General features: G+C 64.0%; 23 protein-coding genes. 11 read left to right on the forward strand and 12 right to left on the reverse strand.

The features are described from left to right. Positions 1–32: 32 nt before the first annotated feature. The 3 genes from ACDC67_RS08000 to ACDC67_RS08010 all read right to left on the reverse strand — a co-directional run bounded on the left by ACDC67_RS08000 (position 33) and on the right by ACDC67_RS08010 (position 2,400). The gene (locus ACDC67_RS08000; protein ID WP_376692110.1) at positions 33–359 is read right to left on the reverse strand and encodes an ArsR/SmtB family transcription factor; all 327 of its coding nucleotides are present in this window, start codon (positions 357–359) and stop codon (positions 33–35) included. Between the two features lie 77 nt (positions 360–436). Further along, positions 437–1,690: an inorganic phosphate transporter gene (locus tag ACDC67_RS08005; RefSeq protein WP_376692111.1), complete on the reverse strand. Its 1,254-nt coding sequence runs from the start codon at positions 1,688–1,690 to the stop codon at positions 437–439. Positions 1,691–1,719: 29 nt separating this feature from the next. Then, positions 1,720–2,400 (reverse strand): TIGR00153 family protein, encoded by a 681-nt coding sequence (locus ACDC67_RS08010; protein WP_376692113.1) that lies wholly within the window; start codon positions 2,398–2,400, stop codon positions 1,720–1,722. Between the two features lie 167 nt (positions 2,401–2,567). On the opposite strand from ACDC67_RS08010, the gene ACDC67_RS08015 reads away from it, so the two are divergent. From ACDC67_RS08015 to ACDC67_RS08045, 7 genes are all read left to right on the forward strand, one after another. Next, positions 2,568–3,851: an HD-GYP domain-containing protein gene (locus tag ACDC67_RS08015; RefSeq protein WP_376692115.1), complete on the forward strand. Its 1,284-nt coding sequence runs from the start codon at positions 2,568–2,570 to the stop codon at positions 3,849–3,851. A 94-nt stretch (positions 3,852–3,945) separates the two neighbouring features. After that, the gene (locus ACDC67_RS08020; protein ID WP_376692117.1) at positions 3,946–5,202 is read left to right on the forward strand and encodes an HD-GYP domain-containing protein; all 1,257 of its coding nucleotides are present in this window, start codon (positions 3,946–3,948) and stop codon (positions 5,200–5,202) included. A 95-nt stretch (positions 5,203–5,297) separates the two neighbouring features. After that, positions 5,298–5,804 (forward strand): response regulator, encoded by a 507-nt coding sequence (locus tag ACDC67_RS08025; RefSeq protein WP_376692119.1) that lies wholly within the window; start codon positions 5,298–5,300, stop codon positions 5,802–5,804. 76 nt (positions 5,805–5,880) lie between these two features. Beyond that, a complete protein-coding gene (locus tag ACDC67_RS08030) occupies positions 5,881–6,096 on the forward strand; it encodes a hypothetical protein (RefSeq protein WP_376692120.1) in 216 nt (71 codons plus the stop codon). Positions 6,097–6,212: 116 nt separating this feature from the next. Continuing rightward, the gene (locus tag ACDC67_RS08035; RefSeq protein ID WP_376692121.1) at positions 6,213–7,388 is read left to right on the forward strand and encodes a hypothetical protein; all 1,176 of its coding nucleotides are present in this window, start codon (positions 6,213–6,215) and stop codon (positions 7,386–7,388) included. 50 nt (positions 7,389–7,438) lie between these two features. Next, entirely contained in the window at positions 7,439–8,845 is a 1,407-nt protein-coding gene (locus ACDC67_RS08040) for a sodium/proline symporter (RefSeq protein WP_376692122.1), read from the forward strand. Further along, positions 8,842–9,135, forward strand: a complete 294-nt coding sequence (locus tag ACDC67_RS08045; RefSeq protein WP_376692124.1) for a hypothetical protein — start codon at positions 8,842–8,844, stop codon at positions 9,133–9,135. The genes ACDC67_RS08040 and ACDC67_RS08045 overlap by 4 nt, the downstream gene beginning before the upstream one ends. On the opposite strand, the gene ACDC67_RS08050 is transcribed toward ACDC67_RS08045, so the two are convergent. Next, positions 9,108–9,452: an ArsR/SmtB family transcription factor gene (locus ACDC67_RS08050; RefSeq protein ID WP_376692126.1), complete on the reverse strand. Its 345-nt coding sequence runs from the start codon at positions 9,450–9,452 to the stop codon at positions 9,108–9,110. The two genes, ACDC67_RS08045 and ACDC67_RS08050, sit on opposite strands and share 28 nt — an antisense overlap. Positions 9,453–9,612: 160 nt before the next feature. On the opposite strand from ACDC67_RS08050, the gene ACDC67_RS08055 reads away from it, so the two are divergent. Continuing rightward, on the forward strand, positions 9,613–13,239 hold the full coding sequence (locus tag ACDC67_RS08055; RefSeq protein WP_376692127.1) for a methylmalonyl-CoA mutase family protein: 3,627 nt from the start codon (positions 9,613–9,615) through the stop codon (positions 13,237–13,239). A 105-nt stretch (positions 13,240–13,344) separates the two neighbouring features. Then, complete coding sequence (locus ACDC67_RS08060) at positions 13,345–14,946, forward strand: peptide MFS transporter (protein ID WP_376692129.1); 1,602 nt, start codon at positions 13,345–13,347, stop codon at positions 14,944–14,946. A gap of 175 nt (positions 14,947–15,121) precedes the next feature. Here the strand turns inward: ACDC67_RS08060 and ACDC67_RS08065 are convergent, their stop codons facing one another. Genes ACDC67_RS08065 through dsbD form a run of 4 tightly spaced genes read right to left on the reverse strand, consistent with a single transcriptional unit; the run spans position 15,122 to position 19,018 of the window. Further along, on the reverse strand, positions 15,122–15,562 hold the full coding sequence (locus ACDC67_RS08065) for a DUF3641 domain-containing protein (RefSeq protein ID WP_376692131.1): 441 nt from the start codon (positions 15,560–15,562) through the stop codon (positions 15,122–15,124). Positions 15,563–15,572: 10 nt separating this feature from the next. Further along, positions 15,573–16,361 (reverse strand): thiol:disulfide interchange protein DsbG, encoded by a 789-nt coding sequence (dsbG, locus tag ACDC67_RS08070; protein ID WP_376692132.1) that lies wholly within the window; start codon positions 16,359–16,361, stop codon positions 15,573–15,575. Positions 16,362–16,376: 15 nt separating this feature from the next. After that, entirely contained in the window at positions 16,377–17,183 is an 807-nt protein-coding gene (locus ACDC67_RS08075; RefSeq protein WP_376692133.1) for a prolipoprotein diacylglyceryl transferase family protein, read from the reverse strand. 11 nt (positions 17,184–17,194) lie between these two features. Then, positions 17,195–19,018 (reverse strand): protein-disulfide reductase DsbD, encoded by a 1,824-nt coding sequence (gene dsbD, locus ACDC67_RS08080; RefSeq protein ID WP_376692135.1) that lies wholly within the window; start codon positions 19,016–19,018, stop codon positions 17,195–17,197. Between the two features lie 119 nt (positions 19,019–19,137). On the opposite strand from dsbD, the gene ACDC67_RS08085 reads away from it, so the two are divergent. Both ACDC67_RS08085 and ACDC67_RS08090 read left to right on the forward strand, forming a co-directional pair. Beyond that, a complete protein-coding gene (locus tag ACDC67_RS08085) occupies positions 19,138–19,824 on the forward strand; it encodes a response regulator (protein WP_376692137.1) in 687 nt (228 codons plus the stop codon). Then, a complete protein-coding gene (locus tag ACDC67_RS08090; RefSeq protein ID WP_376692139.1) occupies positions 19,821–21,116 on the forward strand; it encodes a histidine kinase dimerization/phospho-acceptor domain-containing protein in 1,296 nt (431 codons plus the stop codon). Before ACDC67_RS08085 ends, ACDC67_RS08090 begins: the two co-directional genes overlap by 4 nt. Before the next feature lie 103 nt (positions 21,117–21,219). On the opposite strand, the gene arsS is transcribed toward ACDC67_RS08090, so the two are convergent. The 4 genes from arsS to ACDC67_RS08110 all read right to left on the reverse strand — a co-directional run bounded on the left by arsS (position 21,220) and on the right by ACDC67_RS08110 (position 24,388). Beyond that, the gene (gene arsS, locus ACDC67_RS08095) at positions 21,220–22,179 is read right to left on the reverse strand and encodes an arsenosugar biosynthesis radical SAM (seleno)protein ArsS (protein WP_376692141.1); all 960 of its coding nucleotides are present in this window, start codon (positions 22,177–22,179) and stop codon (positions 21,220–21,222) included. After that, a complete protein-coding gene (locus ACDC67_RS08100) occupies positions 22,172–22,987 on the reverse strand; it encodes a sterol desaturase family protein (RefSeq protein WP_376692143.1) in 816 nt (271 codons plus the stop codon). Before ACDC67_RS08100 ends, arsS begins: the two co-directional genes overlap by 8 nt. Positions 22,988–23,066: 79 nt before the next feature. Continuing rightward, the gene (locus ACDC67_RS08105) at positions 23,067–23,717 is read right to left on the reverse strand and encodes a TIGR04282 family arsenosugar biosynthesis glycosyltransferase (RefSeq protein WP_376692145.1); all 651 of its coding nucleotides are present in this window, start codon (positions 23,715–23,717) and stop codon (positions 23,067–23,069) included. Beyond that, positions 23,714–24,388, reverse strand: coding sequence for a glycosyltransferase (locus tag ACDC67_RS08110; protein ID WP_376692147.1), 675 nt, complete (start codon positions 24,386–24,388; stop codon positions 23,714–23,716). Before ACDC67_RS08110 ends, ACDC67_RS08105 begins: the two co-directional genes overlap by 4 nt. Between the last annotated feature and the right edge of the window lies 1 nt (position 24,389).

Here is a 24,389-nt window from a genome sequence, read left to right on the forward strand (position 1 = left end):
AGCCATAATATAAGAAATATCTAATTTAATTGTCAAGGCCCGTTTTCTGCCTCATGCCGAGTGCAGAATCGACGGTGCAGCGGCGTGATGAGTTCCAGCACCACTGGATCGGCGATCCGGTAGTAGATCGTCTGTGACTCGCGGCGCGTGGCGACCAGCCCTTCCTCGCGCAGTCGGGCGAGGTGTTGCGACAGGGCGGATTGGCTCATGGGGATGCGCGCGTTGAGCGCGCCAACGGCGTGTTCGCCTTCGACCAGCGAGCACAGCACCATCAGGCGAGTGGGATTGGCCAGCGCGCGCAGAAGCGCCGCGGCGCTGCGTGCCTGGTCGTGATCGAGATCGGACAAGTCGGTTGGCATCCGAAACCCGCGGTATTAATTAAGGAAAGTCTAATATAGGGCCGTGCAGGGAGTGGGTCAAGCCGGAGCCGGCAGGTTTACAACGAGGCGATGGCCCGGATGATCAGGAAGAACATCACCGACAAGAGGGCGCCGGCCGGGATGGTGATGATCCAGGACATGAAAATCGACCCGACGGTCTGCAGGTTGATGGCGGCGATGCCGCGCGCCAGACCCACGCCGAGGATCGCGCCGACGACGGTGTGGGTGGTGGAAATCGGCAGGCCCGTGCCGGAGGCCATCACGATGGTCGCCGCCGCCGCCAGACCTGCGGCGAAGCCCCGGCTGGGCGTGAGCACGGTGATGTTGCTGCCGACGGTGGCAATCACCCGGTGGCCGTAGGTCGCCAGGCCGATGACGATGCCGGTTCCGCCGAGCACCAGGATCCAGATCGGCACGATGGCCTGCTGGTCCACGCTGCCGCTGCCGGCGACGCTGACCACCGCGGCAACCGGCCCGATGGCGTTGGCGACATCGTTCGAGCCGTGGGCGAAGGCCATGGAGCAGGCGGTGACCACCATCAGGACACCGAAGATGCGCTCGACGGTGTAGTAGTGGAACTCGGTGTCCTGCAGGTCGGTGTCGGGGATGCGCTGGATGAAAATCGTGCCGATGCCGGCAACAATGACGCCGATGGCCACGGCCAGGCCGTAGGCGTGGACGGTATCGAGCTCGATGCCGATGTGCTTGAGGCCCTTGAAGACGGTCACCAGGGTCATGAAGAAGCCGGCCAGGAAGATGTAGCCGGGCACGTAGCGGCGCGCCGCCTGCAGGGGGTCGGAGCGGTCGAGTACCAGGCGCTGGACGCTGGTGAAAAGCAGCCAGGCGATGAAGCCTGCGAGCATCGGGCTGACGACCCAGCTCATGACGATGCGCCCGACCTGGTCCCAGTGCACCGCGGCCGTGCCGATGCCGATGGCGGCAAAGCCGACGACCGCGCCGATGATGGTGTGCGTGGTCGAGACCGGCCAGCCGCGCGCGGAGGCGACCAGCAGCCAGGTCCCCGCGGCCAGCAGCGCGGCCAGCATGCCGTAGACCAGTAATTCCGGTTGCCCCTGCATCAGCGAGGCATCGACGATGCCCTTGCGAATCGTGCTGGTGACACCGCCGCCGGCGAGCACCGCGCCGGCAAACTCGAAGATGCCGGCGATCAGGATGGCTTGCTTGATGGTGATCGCCCGCGAGCCCACCGAGGGCGCCATGGCGTTGGCCACGTCGTTGGCGCCGATGCCCCAGGCCATGAACAGGCCGAACAAGGCCGCCAGGATGATGTAGAAAACCGCCTGTTCCATGAAGACCCTCTAAACCCTCGGGTTGGCGATCAGCGCGCGATCATCAGGTGAAGCCGGCTGCCGACTCGCTGGGCCAGATCACCCAGGTCGCCGGTCCAGTCGATGATCTTGTAGAGAAACATGACGTCGATCGGCGGCAGGTCCTTTTCGATCTCGAAAAGCCTCGCCCGGAACTGAACCTGCAGGCTGTCGCTTTCGTTCTCGATCTGGTCGAGTTGCTCGATCATGCCCATGACCAGCTCGATCTCGCTGCCGCGAAAGCCGGTCTCGAACAGTTCATCGAGCTCGTTGACCGTCTTGTGTGCCTGGCCGACGGCATCGAGGCAGCGATCGACGAAGCTCAGGTAGAGTTCCTGGAGCGCGTCTGGGATGACCATCCTGCGTCCGAGCATCAGGCCGGAAATATCGCGCGCCTTGTTGGCGATGCGGTCCTGGACCGACAGCATCTCGAGAACGTCGGTGCGGGCCACGGGCATGAACAGGCTGCGCGGCAGGTTCAGGCGCAGTTCCCGCTTGAGGTCGTCGGCCTCGTGTTCGAGATTGACGATGGTTTTTCGGATCTCGGCGGCCTTGTCCCAGTCTCCGGACTGAGCCGCACGCACGAAGTCGGGTAGCGTGCCCGCACAGCCGGCCGCCTTCTCGAAGTGCTGCTGGAGCGGGCGCACCGGCGACTGGCCGAAGACGCGCGAGATGTAACCTGTTGGATTCATGGCGGTTCGGGGCCCGGGCTGCCGGGCGATCGGTCGAAGGCTGCGAATTGTAACAGTAATGTTTCAAATGCATGACAGCCGACGGATTGCCGCGGAAGTTCAATTGTGTGACAGGCGTCTCGGCGAGTTGCTGGCATAATGCCCTGCAGGCATCCGTCTTCACCGAGATGACACAGGAAAAGGGACAACCCGACTCGTTCTGGACGCGCGAGATGATCGTCCACCCTTCCGACCTGGAAGTGGGCAACTTCGTCGTGCGCCTGGACATCCCCTGGATCGATACCCCGTTTCCGCTGCAGGGCGTGCTGATCGATTCGGACGCCACCCGGAAATGGTTCGAGGATCACTGCGAGTGGGTGGTCATCGATTTCGAGCGCAGCGATACGCCGCCGCCGGCGATGAAACGGGCCCGGAAGGAACGGCAGGAGGGCGAGGATCCGCCGGTCAGGCCGTCGACCGACCTTCGTCATCCGATCAACGCCCTACGTGGCAGCCGGATCGACAAGGACAGCGTCGGCGTCGCGCTGCGCGCCTACAACCTGCTCGACACCCAGGCGCGCCAGCTGATTCGCGGTTTCGCCAACAAGGGGACGCTGGAGGTCAAGACCGCCGAGCGTGTCGTGGCCGAACTGGCGGGCTACCTGCAGCAGAACCTGGCGGCGATGATCTGGCTGACGCGAATCAAGGAGCGCGACGATTACACCGCGCAGCACTCCATCAACTCCGCCATTCTGGCGCTGGGCCTGGCGCACGCCCTGGAGTGGCCGCCCGACCAGGTCGAGCGCGCGGGCATGGCGGCCTTGTTGCACGACGTCGGCAATGTCGATATCGACACCGCCATCCTCAACAAGCCCGATTTGCTGACCGAAGCCGAATACCGGCACGTCAAGACGCACACGCAGCGCGGCTACGAGCTGCTGTCCAATCGCGAGGACGTGGAGGAAGTCGTTGCCCTGGCTGCACTCGAGCACCACGAGCGCAGCGACGGGAAGGGCTATCCGCACGGCAAGCGGGCGAGTGAGATCAACGAAATTTCCCGCCTGGTGTCGGTCGTCGACGTCTACGATGCCGTGACCTCGCAGCGCAGCTACCGACCTGCACGTTCGCATCACGATGCGCTGGGCGTGCTCTGGCGCGGTCGCTCGCACAAGTTCGAACGCAGAATGGTCGAGACCTTCATTCATTTCCTCGGCTGGGTGGCGCCGGGTACCCTCGTGCGCTTGTCCGACGGCGAGCTTGCCGTGGTCGAGGAGACCAATATCGCCCAGGGTTTCTACCCGATCGTGCGCGTGCTGATCCACGGCGGAGCCGGGTATCGCCCGGGCAAGCGGGTGGATATGGCCGAACTGCGTGACGCCGATGGCAACCCGGAGCTGCACATCGAGGAAGTGCTCCCCGACGGGCTTCCGGGCCTGAACGTCAAGGCCATGCTGGTCTCGGTGCTCGAGTAGGTACACCCGGCCGGTTGTTTCTGGACACCCGCGCCGGCGAGCGTCTATTATCAGGGGTCCGGCGGGGCGGAGCAGAGAGCAAAAGGGGATTTACATGCCCGACTACGAAAGCGGGTCGACATTCGAGAGTCGCATCGATCCGTCCGATCTGCAGATCGGGCACTTCGTCACGCGCCTGGATATCCCCTGGTCCGAAACCCGCTTTCCCCTGCAGGGGGTGCTCGTCGACAGCCACCGCAGAAAGCGCTGGTTCCAGGAACAATGCGCCTGGGTCGTCATCTGCCAGAAGCGCAGTTCCAACAAGTGGCTGCCGAAGGACAGAAAACCGGTTCCGCCGCAGTCCGGCGGCACCGGGCCGGTAAGCCGGCTGACCCTGGGCGGAGAGGTCAACGCCCAGACGCTTGAACGCGCGCTCGAGATTTACGGTTCCCTGGACAGCCGGATTCACGATCTGGCCGAGCAGTTCCGGCTGGGCGAGCGAATCGACGTGGATTCGGCCCAATCCGTGGTGTCGGAGCTGGCGAGCGTGCTCGAACACCACGCGGCGGCGCTGGTCTGGCTGACGCGCATCAAGGAGCGCGACGACTACACCGCCCGGCATTGCATCAACGCCTCGATCCTTTCCATCGGCCTGGCCCATGCGCTGGAATGGGATCAGCGCAAGATCGAGCATGCCGGGCTGGCCGGGCTCCTGCACGACCTGGGCAAGATGCGCATCGACCCGGCGATTCTCAACAAGCCGGGCCGGTTGACCCCGGAAGAATACGAGGCCATCAAGACGCACACCAACATCGGCTACGAGCTTCTGAGCGAGGAGGGCGGGCTGCCACAGCCGGTCATGAAGGCCGTTTTGCACCACCACGAACGTCCCGATGGTCAGGGCTATCCGCACGGGCTCTCGCGCGGCGAAATTCCGCTGCTGGCGCGGCTGGTCGGTATTGTCGACGCCTACGATGCCATTACCTCGGAGCGGGTGTACGACCCGGCGCGTTCTCACCACGACGCGCTGGGGATCCTCTGGAAGCAGCGCAATCGGCAATTCGACGGTCCCATGGTCGAGGCTTTCACCCAGTACCTGGGCTGGGTGACGCCCGGCACCCTGGTGCGCCTGACCAGCGGCGAGCTCGGCCTGGTGCTGCACGCCCGGGAAGGGCGGGGTCTGTTGCCCCTGGTGCGTTTGCTCGAGCCGCATGCGGGCGGCTACCGGCTGGGCGCTACCCAGGACCTGTCCCGGCAGCGCCCGGAGACGGGGGATGCGCCGGTGCGGGTGGCCGAGGTTCTGCCCGACGGTCACGAGAGCGTCGACATCCGGCTGCTGTCGGAGGCTTTCGAGCGCGAGGCCCAGGATTGAGCGCGCTTGGACTGTTCGTTGCGCATGGGGAATAATGGGCGCAGGTTCGCAAAAACCTTGCTGACCACCGCCAAGCGAGACTAGAGGGTACGTGGATGAGCCAGTTGAACAGATTTCGACGGCTGCTGGGGATGAGCCAGCCCGACGATCGCCGTCAGCGTCGTCGCCTGCACGCCCGCCGGGGACTGCGGGTGCTGATTGTCGATGACTCGCGCACGATCGTTGCAGCACTCAGCCACATGCTGGGTCAGAACGGATACGAGACGAGCAGCGCCGAGGATGGCGAAACCGCCCTGAAAATGGCGATCGAGGATCCCCCGGACCTGATCTTTCTCGACATCGTGTTGCCGGGCATGAGCGGTTTCACGGCGCTGCGCAAGCTGCGCCGCGAACGCGCCACCGAGTCGGTGCCGGTGATCATGATCAGCGGCAACCCGCAGGCCGTCGAGGAGTTCTACCTCAAGAAGATCGGGGCCGACGGCTTCATGAAGAAGCCTTTCGGCCGCTTCGAAGTGTTCTCACGCATCGAACGCCTGGTTGGCGCCGGGGAATTGCCCGCCCGTGGCGCGCGCGAAGCCGACGCCGGCGACCCCGACGACTGAGCGCTTGATCGGCGTCAATTCCACTCCGCTGAATCCGTCCTAGACTATCCCTACATTTTCGGTCGGGAGAATGGTCATGGACCGCAAGCAATTGATCGAACGCCGCGACGAGCTGCGCGAGCGGCTCGAGGCGATTCGCCGTGATGTTGGCGGTGGCCTCGAGCGCGACCTCGAAGACCAGGCCCAGCAGCTCGAGAACCAGGAAACCCTCATGGAGATCGCGCGCGTTGCCGAGGCGGAATTGACCGAAGTCGAACGCAAGCTGACCGAACTCGACGCGTCGGGTCATTGACACCGGTCGCGCCAGAAATGTGACAGTCGGGCTTCATTAGCGTGAATTTTTAATCGTTCTGTCATAATTCCGCCACAAACTAGGCGACCTTGAAATCCAAGGCAGGCGAAAGGCCAATGACACGAATCGAATGCAGGACAGGCGCTGCGGGCGCCTTCGGGTGGCTGATGGCCGCCATGATCAGCATGCTGGTGTTCCCCGCATCGGCGCAGGATCGCGAGTGGGAGTTCGGCGGCGACCTGCGCGCCGGGTTCTACGCCAGCGAGCGTGACTTCCGCGACGGCTCCGGTGAGGAGCGTTCGGAAAGCGCCCGCGGCCGCTTCCGACTGTTCGCCCAGCGCGATCTGTCCGACAATTGGTCTTTCCGCGGGCGGGTGGCGACCTGGCTGACGAGCGACGGCAACGACGTTTCGCTCGAGTTTGACCGCTATCGCGCCACGGGCACCGGCACGCGACCGGGCGAGGTCCACCTCGACGAGTTCTTCTTGCAGTGGGCTGACGATGCCGGGCGCAACCAGCTGCGTATCGGCCGATTCCAGACCGGCTTCAAGCTTCCGGTCGTTCCCGACAAGAGTCTCGATCGGAACGACTCATCCAACGTGGGCATCGGTTGGACCGACGGCCTGCACTGGACCCGTCAGCTCGGCGGCGGCTGGGAGAGTCATGTGATCGCCCAGGCCCATCATCGGCGGGGTACGGGCAACACCGTTCGCAATCCGATCAGTTTCAGCGACGACAGCAGCCGCCTGGGCGCGTTTCTCGGCCTTCGCTCGACCGAGCGCTGGGGGCCGGTTTCGATGCGCATGCTCACGCTCAACTGGATGCCAGATGCCCTCGCGCCGATGGGCGTATCCGACCCCCGTCGCGAGGACTACCTGACAATGACTGCCAAGGCCGCGGCCGAGTGGCCCGTCGGCGCGGCGGGCACGCGATTCGTGCTTGCCGGCGAGTACGGTCACGCTTTCGAGACCCCGCGCGAGCGTACGATGTTGCTCGATTCTCCGAATGGTGACGTCGGTGGCGACGGCTTCCAGGTCAGCGCCAACTTCTTCGATATCCGTCCTGGACACAATCTGGGGGTCGTTTATGGGCACGTCGAATCCGGCTGGCTGATCTCCAACGATTTCCGCAACAACGACGATCTCTACGAAGTGCGCTACCAGCATCACTTCAACGATCAGCTTCGCGTCGACGTTCGGTTCCGCATCCGCGAGGAAATCGAGCGGCGCGCTTTCGCGACGGATCGGCAGCAGGACCGCGATCTCTACGTTCGCTTTACCTACAAGTTGTAAGGCGCGCCTTCTGATACATTGAGCGGCGCCGCCCACCAGGATTGCGCCGCATGGTTGCCGCCACACTCGTCGTCTATCTCGTATTGCTGCTGACCATCGGGGTCTGGGCGCAGCGCCGGGTCGGCGACACCGCCGACTTTCACCTGGCCGGGCGCCGCATGGGGCCGATCGTGGCCTCGCTCAGCGCGTCGGCGAGTTCGTCGTCGGCGTGGACCCTGCTGGGTGTCAGCGGCGCGGCCTATGCATGGGGCCTCCAGGCGATCTGGCTGGTGCCGGCGATCTGGTCGGGGTTCTTCATCAACTGGGTGTTCATTGCCCCGAGGTTGCAGCCGGCCAGCCACGACAATGGCTCGCTGACCCTGGTCGAGTTCCTCGGCCGGGGCGCCGATGCGGTCTATGAGCGGCGCATCCGGGCGTTTGGCGCTGCCATCGTCCTGTTCTGCTTCACCTTCTACGTCGCCTCGCAGTTCCAGGCGGCCGGGGCGGCCATCAGCACGGCGCTTCCGGTCGACACCGTGGTCGCGATCGCTGCCGGCGCGGCGATCGTGATTGCCTACGTGTTCCTGGGCGGCTTCTGGGCCGCCAGCGTGACCGACGCCCTGCAGGGCCTGATGATGCTGTTCGTCGCCCTGGTGCTGCCGGCTGTCGCGCTGGTTGCCGTGGGCGGTCCCGCTGGCCTGCATTCGGGCCTGATGGCGCTGGAAGACCCTTCGCTCATGCGCCTGGTCGACCAGCCGGGACTGCTGCTGTCGATGGTTTTCGTCGCCGGTCTCTTCGGGATCGGGCTGGGTTACCCGGGACAGCCCCACGTGGTCAATCGATTCATGGCGCTTCGCTCGAAGGGCGAGATCCGTTTTGCCCGCAATATCGCGCTGGGCTGGGCCGCGGTGATCTACGTCGGAATGGTGGTCCTGGGTTGGAGCGGTCGCGTTCTGATGCCGGAACTGGCCGACGGCGAGTCCGTTCTTCTCGAGCTGGCCGTGGATCTGCTCCCGGCGGTGCTGGGCGGCCTGGTCACCGGCGGGGTGCTGGCGGCGATCATGTCCACCTCCGACAGCCAGCTGCTGGTGGCCGGTTCGGCGGTCAGCCACGACCTGCGTCGCGGCAGCGTGTCGCTTGCCGCCGACCGGGTGGTCATCGTGTTGCTGGGCCTGGCGGCCGTGGGGCTGGCGCTGTGGTTCCCGGCTTCCATCTTCGATCGGGTGCTGTTCGCCTGGCAGGCCCTGGGCAACGCCTTCGGCCCCCTGCTGGTGGTCATGCTGTTTGCCGGCGGCGTCCGCCCCGGCTACCGGCTGGCCGCCATGCTGACCGGTTTTTCGCTGACGGTCGCGATCAGCTTCTTTCCTCAGGCGCCCGGCAACGCGATCGAGCGCCTGGCGCCGCTGTTCATCGCCCTGTCGATCGCCCTGGCCGGCAGGCGGGGTGGCGTGGACTCGAAAGGGGCGGGCGCGGCATGAGCGACGGCCTGGCGTGGCTGCTGCTGGTGGTCTTTGCCGTCCACCTGTTCGCCTTCGGTGCGCTTTGGATCCGGCGCCGGCAGCCTTACTACATCGCCCTGGTGATCACGTTTGCGCTGTTGACTGCCTCGGTTGCGCTCAGACTCTGGGGCGGGGCGCCGCTGATTGCCGACAGGTCGCTGGCCGAATGGCTGCGCTACGCCGCCTGGGGCGCGGCGGCGGTATCGGTCAGCTGGACGCTGCTGCGCGTGCTGCGACGCCGTCAGGCTGGCCGGCAGAATTCTTCATAGAGGGTCGCCATGAGCGCGCGCACTTCGGTGCTCGCCAGCGAGTAGTAGATCGCCTGCTGTTCGCGCCGGGTCTGGACCAGGCCGGCATTGCGCAATACGGCCAGGTGTTGCGACAGCGCGGACTGGCTCAGCGGCAGGTGGCCGTTGAGTTCGCTGACGGACATCTCGGTGTCGAGCAGATGGCACAGCACCATCAGGCGATGGGGGTTGGCCATCAGCTTGAGAAACCCGGCCGCATTTTCCGCGTGCTGCGCCATGTCCCGCGGCGAGGGCATTTCCAGGCGCGTCGGAGTCGAAATGGAGGTTGCGGTAGCCATAGCGCGTAATTATTGCCCATAAGCGGAGTCTTTCGCAAAAGGAATTTGGTCGTAGAGGATCCGACCCCGCCACCCCGAGGCACGCGGCCGGCGCGGCTTTGGCTCCCGGCAACCTCGCAGGCTACAATGGGCGGTTCCCGTTCAAGCCTGAAAGCATGCCATGAGCCAGACTGCCGAATCCCTTTCGAAAACCCCGAACACCGACTCGGACATGCCGCTGCGCGTGGTCACGGCCGCCAGCCTGTTCGACGGCCACGACGCGGCCATCAACCTGATGCGGCGCCTGATCCAGGCCGAGGGCTGCGAGGTCGTTCACCTGGGGCACAACCGTTCGGTGGCCGATATCGTCCGTGCAGCCATCTGCGAGGATGCCGACGCGATCGCGGTCAGTTCCTACCAGGGCGGGCACGTGGAGTACTTCAAGTACATGGTCGATATGCTCGCCGAGCTTGGCGCCAGCCACATCAAGGTCTTCGGCGGCGGTGGTGGCACCATTACGCCGGCCGAGATCCGCGAGCTGCAGGAATACGGCGTGACCCGCATCTATCACCCCGAGGACGGGATGAAGATGGGGTTGAAGGAGATGATTGGGGATTTGGTGGGGCGGGCTCGGCAGGCCAGGGGAGAGCGGCAGGCGGGAGCGGCTTCGCCGGAAGGTGGTGATCGGGACTCGGGACTCGGGACTCGGGACTCGACGGGTGCGATCGACGCCAAAGTTGTTGCCCGGAAACTGTCGGCGATCGAGAACGGAACCATCTCGGAGCACGAACTGGCGCAACTGCGCCAACAGACGCGAGTCCCGAGTCCCGAGTCCCGAGTCCCGATCATCGGCCTGACCGGTACCGGCGGGGCCGGCAAGTCCTCGGTGACCGACGAATTGCTCAATCGATTTCTGCAGTACTTCCCGGACATGCGCATTGCCGTGCTGGCCGTGGATCCGACGCGGCGGCGCACCGGCGGGGCCTTGCTGGGGGATCGCATCCGCATGAATTCGCTGCGATCCGAACGGGTCTTCATGCGCTCGATGGCAACCCGGCGGCAGCATCTGGCCACCTCCGAAGTGGTGGGTGATTCGCTGGCGCTGCTCAAGACCTCCGGCTTCGACCTGGTGATCCTGGAGACGGCCGGTATCGGCCAGTCGGACTCGGAGGTGGTCGACCTGGTCGATTTCCCGATGTACGTCATGACCTCGGATTTCGGCGCCGCCAGCCAGCTCGAGAAGATCGACATGCTCGATTTCGCCGAACTGGTGGTGCTCAACAAGTTCGACCGCCAGGGCTCGCAGGATGCGCTTCGCGACGTGCGCAAGCAGTGGAAGCGCAATCGCCTGGCCTTTGACCTGGCCAACGAGGATGTGCCGGTGTACCCGACCATCGCCAGCCAGTTCAACGATCCGGGTGTGACGTGGATGTTTGCGAATTTGTGTCGGTTGTTGAGGGACCAGGGGTCAGGGGCCAGGGACGAGGGTCTAGGGACTAGGGACCAGGGACTAGGGACTAGGGACCAGGGACCAGGGGCCAAGGACCAGGGATCAGGGGTCGGGTGGGGTACCGATCGGTGTGACTTCGATCCGGACGTGGAGTTGGGAGAGAAGGAGCCGAGGCCTTCTGTCTTGATTCCGGGCAAGCGGGTGCGTTACCTGGCAGAGATTGCCGAGCAGGGAAGGGCACTCAACGAGCGGATCCTCGAATGGGCCGAAGAGGCCCGCCGCGCCCAGCATTATTACGAGGTGCTGCGCGAACTCGAAGTCGATGTGCTTCCGGCCCCCCTGGAGCTACCGAACGCCGACCGGAAACCGGAAACCGGAAACCGGCAACCGAAAGACAGCGATTCCGAAGATGCCCGCATGGCCGACCATCTTCTTCAACGCTACACGGAAGCCCTCAAGGCCCTCCCCGAAGAAGCCCGCGACCTGCTCAGGGCATGGCCCGACCTGAAGGCTTCCGTCGAGGCCGAGGAATACAGCTACGAGGTGCGCGGCAAGACCATCACCGGTTCAAACTACCGCGAGACCCTGTCGAAGCTCGAGGTGCCCAAGATCGCGCCGCCGCAAACGCGTGACTGGGGCGAGCAGCTGGTGTTCCTGATGAAGGAGCACCTGCCCGGGCACTATCCCTACACCGGCGGCGTCTATCCGTACCGGCGAACGAATGAAGACCCGATTCGCATGTTCGCCGGCGAGGGTACGCCGGAGCGGACCAATCGCCGGTTCCACTATGTCTCCGAGGGCCAGCCGGCCAAGCGTCTTTCGACGGCGTTCGACTCCGTCACGCTCTACGGCGAGGATCCGGCCGAGCGGCCCGACATCTACGGCAAGGTGGGCAACTCGGGCGTGTCGATCGCCACGCTCGACGACATGAAGAAGCTGTATTCGGGCTTCGACCTGTCCGATCCGACCACCTCGGTGTCGATGACGATCAACGGGCCGGCGCCGATGATCATGGCGATGTTCATGAACACGGCGATCGACCAGCAGGTCGAAAAGCACCTCAAGCAGAACGGGCAGTGGGATGCGGCCGAGAAAAAGAAGGCCGAGCTGCTCGGGGACGATGCGCCCCAGTACACCGGCGAACTGCCCGAGAGCAACGACGGCCTGGGGCTGGGCATGCTGGGTGTCACGGGTGACCAGCTGGTCGACGCCGACACCTACGCGAAAATCAAGGCCGACACGCTCAAGGTCGTCAGGGGCACGGTTCAGGCCGACATCCTCAAGGAGGACCAGGCCCAGAACACCTGCATCTTCTCGACCGAGTTCGCCCTGCACATGATGGGTGACATCCAGCAGTACTTCATCGACAAGGGGGTTCGCAACTTCTACTCGGTGTCGATCTCGGGCTATCACATCGCCGAGGCCGGCGCGAACCCGATCAGCCAGCTGGCGTTCACGCTTTCCAACGGTTTCACGATCGTCGAGTACTACCTCGCGCGGGGCATGGACATCAACAAGTTCGCGCCCAACCTGAGCTTCTTCTTCTCCAACGGCATGGACCCGGAATACTCGGTCATCGGCCGGGTCGCACGCCGCATCTGGGCGCGCGCCATGCGCGAGCGCTACGGCGCCAACAAGCGCTCGCAGATGCTCAAGTACCACATCCAGACCTCGGGTCGTTCGCTGCACGCCCAGGAAATCCAGTTCAACGACATCCGGACCACGCTGCAGGCGCTCTACGCCATCTTCGACAACTGCAACAGCCTGCACACCAACGCCTACGACGAGGCGATCACCACGCCCACCGAGGAGTCCGTGCGCCGGGCGGTGGCCATCCAGATGATCATCAACAAGGAACTGGGGCTGAACTACAACGAGAACCCGTTCCAGGGCAGCTACATCATCGAGCAGCTCACCGACCTGGTCGAGAACGCCGTCTACACCGAGTTCGAGCGCATCTCCGAACGCGGCGGCGTGCTCGGCGCGATGGACACCATGTACCAGCGCGGCAAGATCCAGGACGAATCGCTCTACTACGAGCACAAGAAGCACGACGGCTCGCTGCCGCTGGTCGGCGTCAATACCTTCAAGCCGCCCGAGGGCGGTGAGCAGGCCGGCGGCGAGATCGAACTGGCCCGTTCGACCGCGGAAGAAAAGCAGCAGCAGGTGCGCAACGTCCAGGCCTTCAATCGGCGCAACGAATCGCGCTCGCGCGAAACGCTGGAGCGCCTGCAGGCCACCGCGCGCGAGCGCGGCAACACCTTCGACGCGCTGATGGAAGCGGTCAAGACCTGTTCGCTGGGCCAGATCTCGCACGCGCTCTACGAAGTCGGCGGGGAGTACCGGCGCAACATGTAGCATGCGGACTGCGCCCGGCTCGGCCGGGCGCTGCCTTGATTCCCCCCGGGATTTCTGGTCAACTCCCCGGGTCCACTAAAAACCAATTCAACGAGGGTTCGATTGATGTCCCAGAATAACGAGGGGAGCCCGGCGATTCCGGGTCAGCGTCGCTTCTTCGGCCATCCGGCCGGTCTCGGCACGCTGTTCTTTACCGAGCTGTGGGAGCGCTTCAGCTACTACGGCATGCGCGCACTGCTGGTGCTGTTCATGGTTGCCACAGTCGCCGAGGGCGGCCTGGGCCTGGATGACCCGACCGCATCGGCCATCTATGGCCTGTATACCGCGGGCGTCTACCTGGCCGCGCTGCCGGGCGGCTGGCTCGCCGACCGCATTTTCGGCCAGCAGAACGCCATTTGGTACGGCGGCATCATTATTGCCGCCGGGCATATCGTGCTTTCGCTCCCGGGCTTCGGCCTGGTCGGCGAGTATTACGGGTTCTTCGTCGGTTTGATCCTGATCGTCGTCGGAACCGGTCTGCTCAAGCCCAATATCTCCAGCTGCGTGGGGGAACTCTATCCCGAGGGCGGTTCTCGTCGAGACGCGGGATATGTCATCTACTACATGGGGATCAACCTGGGCGCGTTTCTGGGGCCGCTGATATGTGGCTATCTGCGAATCAATATGGGTTGGCACTGGGGTTTTGCCGCGGCAGCGATCGGCATGATTGCCGGCCTGATCGTCTACCGGATTACCCAGAAGCACCTGGGCGAATTCGGCAAGGAACCCCACCCGGCGCCGCCGGAGAAGGCAGGCCAGACCAATGCGATGAAATGGGCCGTCTATGCGGGCGCCGGATTGCTGTTCGTGCTGGCCGTGCTCGGCCTTGAAGGATTCATCTCGATCGATGCGATCATGCTGTCCCAGTACAGCGCCTACGTGATCGTCATCGTGGCAGCGATGTTCTTCGGCCGCGTTCTGCTGGATGGAACACTGTCCAAGCTGGAAAAGAACCGCGTCGTTGTCCTGGTCGCCCTGTTTATCGGGGCGGCGCTGTTCTGGTCGGGCTTCGAGCAGGCGGGATCTTCGCTTAACCTGTTTGCAGAGCGATACACGAGCCGGGATATTCTCGGCTTCCTGGTTCCGGCCGAGTGGTACCAGTCGCTCAACCCCCTCTATATCCTGATCTTCGCCCCGTTCTTCTCGGCGCTGTGGATCACCCTGGGGCGCCGCAACCTCGATCCGTCGATCCCGATGAAGTTCGCACTCGGGTTTGCACAGCTCGGCATTGGCTTCGGTTTCATGTGGTTCGCCGCCACCCTGATCCAGGAAGGCGACCAGGTGTTGCCGACCTGGCTGCTGCTCACCTACCTGTTCCATACCACCGGTGAGCTTTGCCTCAGCCCGATCGGCCTGTCTGCCACTTCCAAGCTTTCGCCGCGGAAGTACTACAGCCAGATGATGGGCATGTGGTTCTTCGGCGCAGCCCTGGGCAACCTGTTGGCAGGCTTGCTCGCCGGCGAGTTCAGCGGCGACAACGTCAGCGAGTTCCCGGAGCGTTTCCGTCAGGTCGTCATTTTCTGCGGTGTCGTGACCCTCGGCTTCCTCGTGGCCACGCCCTTCCTCAAGAAGAAGGCTGCCCTGGACCAGGTATCCGCCGACGACATGGTTCGCGAGGACGAGCCGGGCGCCTACGAAGGTGGTGGGCCCAAGCATCCTCGAGATTGAGCGGGGATGACGTAAGAAATGAGAGCGGGCGCCACTGGCGCCCGTTTTTTTTGGGAAATCAGGTGTCCGAATTTTCAAATATCAAGCACCAAGTACCAAACAAATTCGAATGGCCCACTAGGCGCTGCAGCTGCGGCGTCCATACCGACTCGATTGAGGCCAGGTGGGAGTCAGCTCAAGTCGTAGCCGAAATTTCCAGGGCGCCGCCGCAGCTTGAGCTCTGGCCGGCGGTGCAGCCGTAGCAGTGGTCGGCGATGCCGATGCGGCGCGGCAGTTCGCCGTGCTGGAGCAAGTCGTCGAGGTGGGTGGCTTGCGATTTGCCCTCGAGCGGTAGCCCGAGCATCTGGTTGAAGTCGCAGTCGTAGAGGTAGCCGCGGTAGTCGACGCTGAGCAGGCTGCGGCACATCATGCCGTTCAGGTTTTCGCGTTGGTAGGCGTTCTTGAGCAGGGTCATGTAGTCGCCGAACTCGGCGGCCAGTCGTCGCTTGTAATCACCTTCCAGGGCTTCCTGCGGCGGCGGCAGGGAGGCAAGGACTTCTATGTCGTGTTCGGCGAGAAAGGGCCCGGCCAAGTCGTAGCCGGGCTCGTTCATGATCGTGGGGTTGCGTCGCTCCATATAGCCCGGGTCAATCGGGCTTTTCGCTTCCCATGATTGCTTCGAGTTCATCCGGTCGGGGTGCGCCCTGCTTCGTCTGCACGTTGCCGCTGTCGTCGAGGTAGTAGGTGCTGGGTGTCGCACCCAGACCCAGGCTGGTCATCAGCTGGTTGTTGGCCTGTACTCGGGAGGTGTTGTCGGAGACGAGCCCGGGAACGACGTCGATGCCGCCATCTGGATAGCGCTCCTGGTTCTCGCTCAATGCCTCACTCGGGCTTGTTGCGCCCATGATCGTTGCTGACTTCGGCAGGCTGTCCTCCCTCAGAATACCCACCAGGATATGACGCAGCTGAACCCGTCCGGCCTCGATCCAGGGCTTTGCCGCCTGCCGGAAGCGGTGACAGTAGGGGCAGTTCGGATCGGTGAAGGTGTAAACGACGACCGGGGCTTCGGGGTCGCCATCGACGACCCAGTCGGCATCTTCGAGCTGGCTCCAGGCTTGCTCGTTCTGCGGCCCCAGCACCAACTCCTGGATCTTAGGTTCGGTGAGGTTCTGCCCTTCAGCGTCGAGCATGGACCCGACCACGACATGCTCACGGTCGGGCGTCAGGTAGAAGGCGACGGCCTGTCCCTGCATGTCGCCGACGTAGCCGGTAAGGCGACCCGGGGCGTCGAATGTGCCTTTGATGGTGACGCCACGATCGACCAGGCTCTGCACGGCCGGTGGGTAGGCCTGCGCTGTCGCGGTGGCGCTGAAGCTGACTCCTGCGAGGATCGTGCTCGTCAGCAGGGTTATGGTCAGTAAATTGACGGTTTTCATGCGGTTTTCTCCAGCTTAGTTGAATCGTTCGAGGTTGTGAATCAGGGAAGCGGCGGACAGTTCGCCCAGGTGGGCGTTTACTTGCCTGCCCTGGCGGTTGTAGAAGAGCGTGGTCGGCAAGGCCCGGTTGCCGGTGCTGCGCCCGATGCTGGCGCCGGTATCGGTTACCACGTTTTCCAGCGACAGGCCCTGCCTGGCGAGGAAGTTCTGAATGGTTTCGGATTGTTCGCCCTGGTTGACGAAGACAAAGGTGATGTCGGGGTTTTCTTGCTGGGCCTTCTCCAGCACCGGCATTTCGCGAACGCAGGGCGGGCACCAGCTCGCCCAGAGGTTGACGACCATCGGTTTGCCGTCGGCAAGCTGCGGTAGCGTGGTCACGCGAGTGTCCAGCGCGGTCAGTGTGCTATCCGGAACGCTTGGAGCCGGGGGCTGGATCACTCCGGTGACCAGTGCCCCCGCGCCCCAGGTCAGGAACCCCGCGGCCGCCGCACCGCTCAGAGCGCGTCGAATGGTCGGCTGGCGCCAGAGCTGCCAAGCCAGCACAAGCAGTGCACCGATGAGGCCGAAGGTCAGATCGAATCCGCCGTCACGGATATCGATGATGCCAACGAGGTCGCTCCGGTACTGTTCCCAATAGCTGAACACAAACGCGGCGCGTGCCGAAAGAATGCCCGCGAAGAACACGTAGAACACGGAGTCCGTTACGGACACTTCCTTTTTTCTGCCCGCGATCGCTCCGACCAGCAGGGCCACGATGCCAGCTGCCACCAGCAAAGCTCGACTGAGCGGAAGTGCGAGAGGTCCGATATCAAGGGTTGTCATTCAAGTCTCCTTCAGGATTCTCGTGCCTGAACCAGGCGATCGTGAAACATCTTTGCCGACACTTCGCCGGTGGTGCGCTGAGCTCGTCGTTCCTTCCCGTCCGGTCCGACGATCAGGATGGTGGGTGGACCGACGACGTTCAGCTCGCGCATCAACTCCTGGTCGAGCGCATCATTGGCAGTGACATCGGCACGCAACAGCTGCATGTCCGACAACGAGGAGACCACGGTTGCGTCACCGAACACTTCCTTTTCAATGACTTTGCAAGACACACACCAGTCAGCGTAGAACTCGACCAGGGTCCACTGACCTTGTTCCCCGGCGTCGGCAACTGCACGGTCGAGGTCGGCCATTGACTTGAAGTACTCGAAGTCCGCATGCGCTTGCTCACTCTCGATGTCGCTGCGGGCATTGCCCGAGAGTTCCTTGAGCGGCTGGAAGGGATGGCCACCACCGGCAGCCGCCCCGATCAGCATCAACCCACCCCAGAATGTGATGACCGCGCTTGTGCTGGTCGCCAAGCTGCGCAGTGCCGGGGTTCGGGAGAGCGAGCGCACGGCCTGCCACAGCGAAAGCCCGGCTGCAATGGACAGTCCACCCCAGAGCGCCAGCACCATGGCGTCATCCAGGATGCGGTCAAGGAAGTAGATCGTTGTTGCGAGCAGGATGAATCCGAATACTGCCTTCACGCCATTCATCCAGGCCCCGGGCCTTGGCAGGAAGCCGGCCCCGAAGGTGGCCAGAGCGATCAGCGGTGCGCCCATGCCCAGGCCCAGCGCCAGCAAGGCAAGCCCGCCCAGGGTGGCATTCCCCGTGTCGGCGATGTAGAGCAGGGCGCCGGCCAGCGGGGCGGTCATGCAGGGGCTGGCCAATAGGGCCGCGACAACTCCCATGGCGGAGGCGCTGGCCAGGCTCCCGCCCTGCTGGCGCTGGCTGACCCGGTGAAGGCGATCTCGCATAAAGGCCGGCAGCTGCAGTTCATACAGCCCGAACATGGACAGCGCCAGCAGCACGAAAACCGACGCGATGCCGATGATGAAGATCGGGGCCTGCAATACGGCCTGCAGATTGGAGCCGGCCATAGCGGCAGCAACGCCAAGCAGGGCGTAGGTCACTGCCATGCTGATCACGTATACGCTTGATAGCGCGAAGGATCGACCGGGACTGGCCTCGCTGCCGACGATCACTGTCGACAGGATTGGAATCATCGGCAGTACGCAAGGCGTGAAGACCAGCAGCAGCCCGAGGCCGAAGAACACCGCCAGGTTCCAGGACAGACCACCTTCGTCCAGTTGCCGGGTCAGCGACTGATCCGCGGCGAGTGTCGTGTCCGCAGTCGAGCTGCTGGCCGTTGGCATTTCGGTGGCCGGGGTGGATGAGCCGGGTTTGTCGGAGCTGGCCGGGTTTGTGTTCAAGGCCACCGTGGCGGATTCGGGCGGATAGCAAAGGCCGGCTTCGGCACAGCCCTGCCAGGTGAGCTCGAGACTGCTTGCGCTCCCGCTGTCGATCAGGATCTCGGCGTGGTTGTAGAACACTTCCGACTCGCCGAAGAACTCGTCGTGAATGACGGTGCCGACGGGAAACTGGACATCGCCCAGCTCACCATCCGCTCCTTCGATGTTCATGCGTTTACGGTACAGGTAGTACTCGGGCGCAATGTCCCAGGCCAGGATCAGGGTTCCGTCGCCGTTGTCGCGAAGCTCGTACTGGAATGCCTGCTGGGCTTGCAGGAAGTCGTCGTTGCCCACCAATGCAGATTGGCCCGAGGCCATTCCGCTGCTTGCGAATGCCGCGAGAGCGGATAAGATCAGAATCCAGATTCGGAAAGTCGGCACGCGTTGCTCCTTGGGGTTCCTGGGATGTTTCTTCCGTTTCTTGTGCTGTAGTCTGGAGCGGCCTGATTAAGTCAGCATTAACGCTGTTTGGTAGAGCGCGACGCAGGAGTTGGAGCGACATGCATGTCCTGGTGATTGAGGACGATGACCTGGTGGCCTCCGGGCTGGAAGCCGGGTTGGCGCTGTATCACTGCACCGTAGACCGTGTGCGTACCGCGCGTGAGGCCAGGGCGGCCATGGATCAGTTCGGGTGCGATGTGGTCGTTCTCGACCTGGGGCTGCCGGATGGTGATGGCCTGGCACTGCTGTCGGAGTGGCGGCAACGTGACGTAGCCGCTCCCGTGCTGATTCTGACAGCCCGCGATGCGGTCGAGGATCGGGTCAAGGGGCTCGAGGCGGGCGCGGATGACTATGTGCTCAAGCCCTTCGACCTGGACGAATTGACGGCTCGGCTGCATGCCCTGGTGCGTCGTGCAGCCGGGCGAACGGTGTCGGAAGTGAAGCATGGCGAACTGATCGTTCAGCCACGCTCGGGAAAGGTGATGCTTTACGGCAAGCCGGTGCACCTGTCGCGCCGGGAGCTCGCCTTGCTGGAGCGGCTGATGAACGCCCGTGGGGCGGTTCTGTCGGAAGAGCAACTCAAGGATGGTCTCTATGGCATGGATGCCAGTGTCGAAAGCAATGCCATGAACGTCCACATTCACCACCTGCGCCGCAAACTCTATCGGCATGTCGTGATTACCGAGCGAGGTCTTGGCTACCGTCTCGGCCCGCCGCCGGTTGAACCGGAAGGAGATGGGTCTTGAGCCTGCAGCGCAGGCTGCTGTGGTCGCTGGGCAGTGCATTCCTGTTGCTCTGGCTGTCGGTCGCGGCACTGATGTATTTCCACCTTGATCGGCAGGTGTCACAGACCCTGGATCAGCGGCTGGCAGCCTCGGCCACCATGGTTGCTGGTCTTATCGCCGGACAACCGGAAATGCTGATGTCTTCGCGCAGCAGCCCGTTGCTGGTTTCACCGGAATCCGAAGGGGTGGCCTGCCAGATCCGGGGTGCCAGCGGGGAAGTGTTGCTGCAGACGAGTGGCGTGGAAGACCAGGTTCTCAACGATGCCCGTCCGGGGTTCAGCACCCGGGAGATCGGTGGCCAGCAGTGGCGGCTTTATACCCTGGAGCAGAGCGGCACTTTCATTACTACCGCGGATCGCATGTCCGAGCGCGCAGTGCTGGCCAACGGCATCATTCTGGTCATGGTGGTTCCTTTTGCGCTGGCCTTGCTGGGCGGATTGGTCGTTCTCTGGTGGGGGATTCGAGGGGGGCTCAGGCCACTGGAGGTCCTGCGTGACCAGCTGCGCCGTCGTACCCCGGAAAACCTGGACCCCGTCACTGTCGACCGGGCACCGTCGGAGCTTGCGCCCGTCGTCGAGACGCTGAACGAGCTGTTCAAGCGCGTCGCCACGACGCTGGCCTGGGAGAAGCGCTTCGCAAACAGCGCCGCTCACGAGTTCCGTACCCCCCTGACCGGCATCAAGACGCATTTGCATGTAGCCAGACGGGTATCGGGCGAACCCCAGCAGCAGGCCCTGGTCAACGCCGAAAAGGGTGTCGCGCAGCTGCAGTCGGTCACGGAGCAACTGCTTTTGCTGTCCCGGATGGAGCGCAAGGGTGAAATTGCGCGCGAAGGATGCTTGATCGCTCAGGCTGTCGATGATGCCCTGGAAGGGCTGCCGGAACGCGAGCGTGTGCGGTTGGACAACCGTTGCAAGGAGGGCCGGGTGGCAGTGCCGCGGACGTTGGTGGCTGTGGTGCTGCGCAACCTCGTTGACAATGCGCTGAAACACTCGGTCGGCACGTGTGATCTTGTGCTGGACTGTTCGGACCTTCAAGCGACAAGCGGCGGGCCCCAGTTGCGGGTGACCGTCCGGGACCGTGGCGTCCCGGGCAGTTCCGATTCCGGAAGCGTCGGCTCGCAGAGCCACGGGCTGGGGCTGCCGATCGTTCACATGGTCGTAAACCAGTTCGGCGGCGCACTGGAGTCCGAGCACAATGAAGCTGGTGGAATGGATTGGCAGCTTGCCTTGCCGCTTTTGTCCACTTGCTGATCCGGCGAGAGTGTGACCTGCACTTCCGCCGGGTGAACGAGGGTTTCCCGGGATCCTCTGCCCGGCGCCCGAAGGCAATCTGGAATTGAACCCGAGGGGCAGTTCAGGCGAGGGCGCCGCCGCAGCTCGAGCCCTGGCCGGCGGTGCAGCCGTAGCAGTGGTCGGCGATGCCGATGCGGCGCGGCAGTTCGCCGTGCTGGAGCAAGTCGTCGAGGTGGGTGGCTTGCGATTTGCCCTCGAGCGGTAGCCCGAGCATCTGGTTGAAGTCGCAGTCGTAGAGGTAGCCGCGGTAGTCGACGCTGAGCAGGCTGCGGCACATTACACCGTTCAGGTTCTCGCGCTTGTAGGCGTTCTTGAGCAGGGTCATGTAGTCGCCGAACTCGCCCTTGCTGAGCAGGATGGCGCCGAAGCGCTTGATCGGCATGTTGGTGATCGTGAACAGCTGGTTGAACTCGATGCCGAACTCGTCGGCGAGCAGTCGCTTGTAGTCACCCTCCAGGGCTTCCTGCGGTGGCGGCAGTGAGGCGCCGAGCGGGTTGTAGACCAGGTTCAGGGTGCGGTCGGTCTCCGGCTTGCCGTAGCCGAGTTCGTTGAGTTGCTGCAGGGCCGATATCGAGGACTCGAACACGCCGTTGCCGCGCTGGGCATCGACGTTGTCTTTCGAGTAGCAGGGCAGGGAGGCAACGACCTCGATGTCGTGTTGGGCGAGGAAAGGCCCGACCCATTCGTAGCCGGGCTCGTTCATGATCGTGGGGTTGAGCCGGTCGATGACGTGCAGCCCCTTGTCTTTCGCCTGCTCGACCAGCCAGCGAAAGTGCGTGTTCATTTCCGGTGAGCCGCCGGTCAGGTCGAGGGTCTTCGCGCCGAAACGATCGGCTACCGCCAGCGCCGAGGCCATCGTGGCCCGGTCCATGAGTTCCTTTCGATTGGGTCCGGCATTGACGTGGCAGTGGAGGCAGGCGAGATTGCACAGGTAGCCCAGGTTCATCTGCAGCGTGTCCAGGCGCTCTCGCGCGATGGCCGGGAAGTCGGTCTTTTGCAGTAGCGGCCAGGCGTCACGCATCGTCTTTCTCCGTTTGTCTGTCCGTGTCGGTACGCGAGCGAAATGGATTGATCAGCAGTTGCAGAAGGGTCTGTTCCCGTTTCGAGCGAAAGCGATCGAGCCCGATGGGCATGCTGCGCTCGTCCTCGCGGGGCGCCGGCGTGTAGCTGCCGAACAGGCGGTCCCAGATCGACAGGTGGAAGCCGTAGTTGCTGTCGGTTTCGGGCCGCCAGGTCGAATGGTGAATGCGGTGCATGGACGGGGTGACGATCAGCCAGCGCAGGCGTCGGTCGAACGCCGGTGGAAAGCGGAAGTCCGCGTGCGTGAACAGCGATCCGGCCGAGAGCAGAATCTCGAAAACCAGCACGGCGGCCGGGTGCGGGGCCAGCAGCCACACCAGCCCCAGCTTGATCCCCATCGACAGGGTCGTCTCGAACGGGTGGAAGCGCACGCCGGTCGTGACGTCGAAGCCGGTGTCGGCGTGATGGACGCGGTGCATGCGCCAGAGAACGGGAACGATGTGCAGGAGGCGGTGCTGCCAGTAGATCGCGACATCCAGGATCAGCACGGCGGTGAGGATTTCCAGCCAGGCAGGCCAGGCCAGCCAGCCGTAAAGCCCGCTGCCGTGCATGTGCATGGCGAAGGCCACGGCCAGCACGGGAAAGGCCAGGCGCAGCACCAGGGTGTCAATCACGACCAGCAGGGCATTGGTCAGTTGCCGCATCGACCAGCGACCGTCGCCGCGCGTCGGCCACAGGCGCTGGATGATCAGCAGCAGGGCCAGGGTGGCGAGGAAGATGGTGACGCGGATGATGGGTTCGGATTGCACCAGGATCAAGGTTTCAGGTTTCGGGTTTCAGGTTTCAGGATTCAGGAACCAGGGGCCAGGGGCCAGGGAAAACAATGGGTTACGGTTCGCCAAGCATGTCCACTAATTGAACCTGCCGGTCCAATGGCTCGGGAAGCGCTTTCAATTCGGTAGCCACCCGCGCCATGTCTTCGGCTGTATCGAGATCGGTAAGCGTCGGCAATGATACCCATTTGATGTCGTCTCCAATCGACGACCGGAACGATTGCAGCGTATCAGGCCGACTGTAAGCAACGCGTGTCCATCGCTCCAGCGGTGGGACGTGGTTGGCGCCGAAGGTCCAGAAGCCGCCGTCGCTGGCCGGGCCGTACACCCGCATCGGGAGGTCGCAGGACAGCCAGGCGCAGGCTCGCCCGAGCATCGCCGCGTCGATTTGCGGGGCGTCGGCGCCGAGCAGCAGGCCGGCGCCGTGGTGCGCCACCAGCGTGGCCAGCACGCGGTGCATGCGTTCGCCCAGGCCGCCAGCTCCCTGGTCGATATGCGCGAAGCCCGGCCAATGTTCGGCAGCCTGATCCGCTGGCTCCGCGATCGCCCAGTAGACATGTTTGCTTGCCTCGCCGGCGACCTCCGCGACCGTGGCGGCGCAGTGCCGGTAGAGCGCCTCGGCGCGCTCTGTGCCAAGCGTCGCTGCCAGGCGGGTCTTGACCGGCGACAGGCCCGGTGTCTTGACGAAGATCGCGATCGCGGTCATGACGATTCGGCCCTGATCCTGTCGCGCGCATTCCGGATCAGCCGGCAGGCGGCGACCTGATGCTGCCAACTGGTGCGCAGCCAGCCGCGTTCGGCGTAACGCCGCGCGCTGGTGGCGACACGCAGCCCCATGGGCCGGATCGCCATGCCGGCAGCACGTGCGCGCACGACGAAGTCCAGGTCCTCGCCGCGTTCGAGGTCTTCCCGGAATCCGCCCAGGCTTTGCCACGACGCTGCTGAGACGCACAGCCCCTGGTCACCGTAGGGCAGGCCGAACAGGCGCGAGCGCAGGTTGGCGCCGAGGGCGTTGAGGCGGGTGAGCGCCGGGCCGTCGGGCTGGAACTGCAACCAGCCGTAGCCGATCGCGTCGGGCTCGCTGCGAATGAAGGCGAGCGTTCGCTCGATGGCGTCGGGCTCGGGCAGGCTGTCGGCGTGCAGGAACCACAGCCAGTCGGCGTCAGCCGCTTCGGCACCGGCGTTGAGCTGCCGGCCACGGCCGGCCGGGCCGAGCAGCGTCACGGCATCGCGAGGCAACGCATGCGCCGGTTCGGCGACGGCGCTGACGATGAGCGCACAGTCGGCCGGGCGCCCGTCGAACGCGCGGTACAGGCCGGGGGCGAGGCGATCTCCCGGTCCGACCGGTACGACGATGCTGAGCAGCGAACCGGGCATT

Source organism: Wenzhouxiangella indolica, from assembly GCF_042310355.1.
Taxonomy (GTDB): Bacteria; Pseudomonadota; Gammaproteobacteria; order Xanthomonadales; family Wenzhouxiangellaceae; genus Wenzhouxiangella.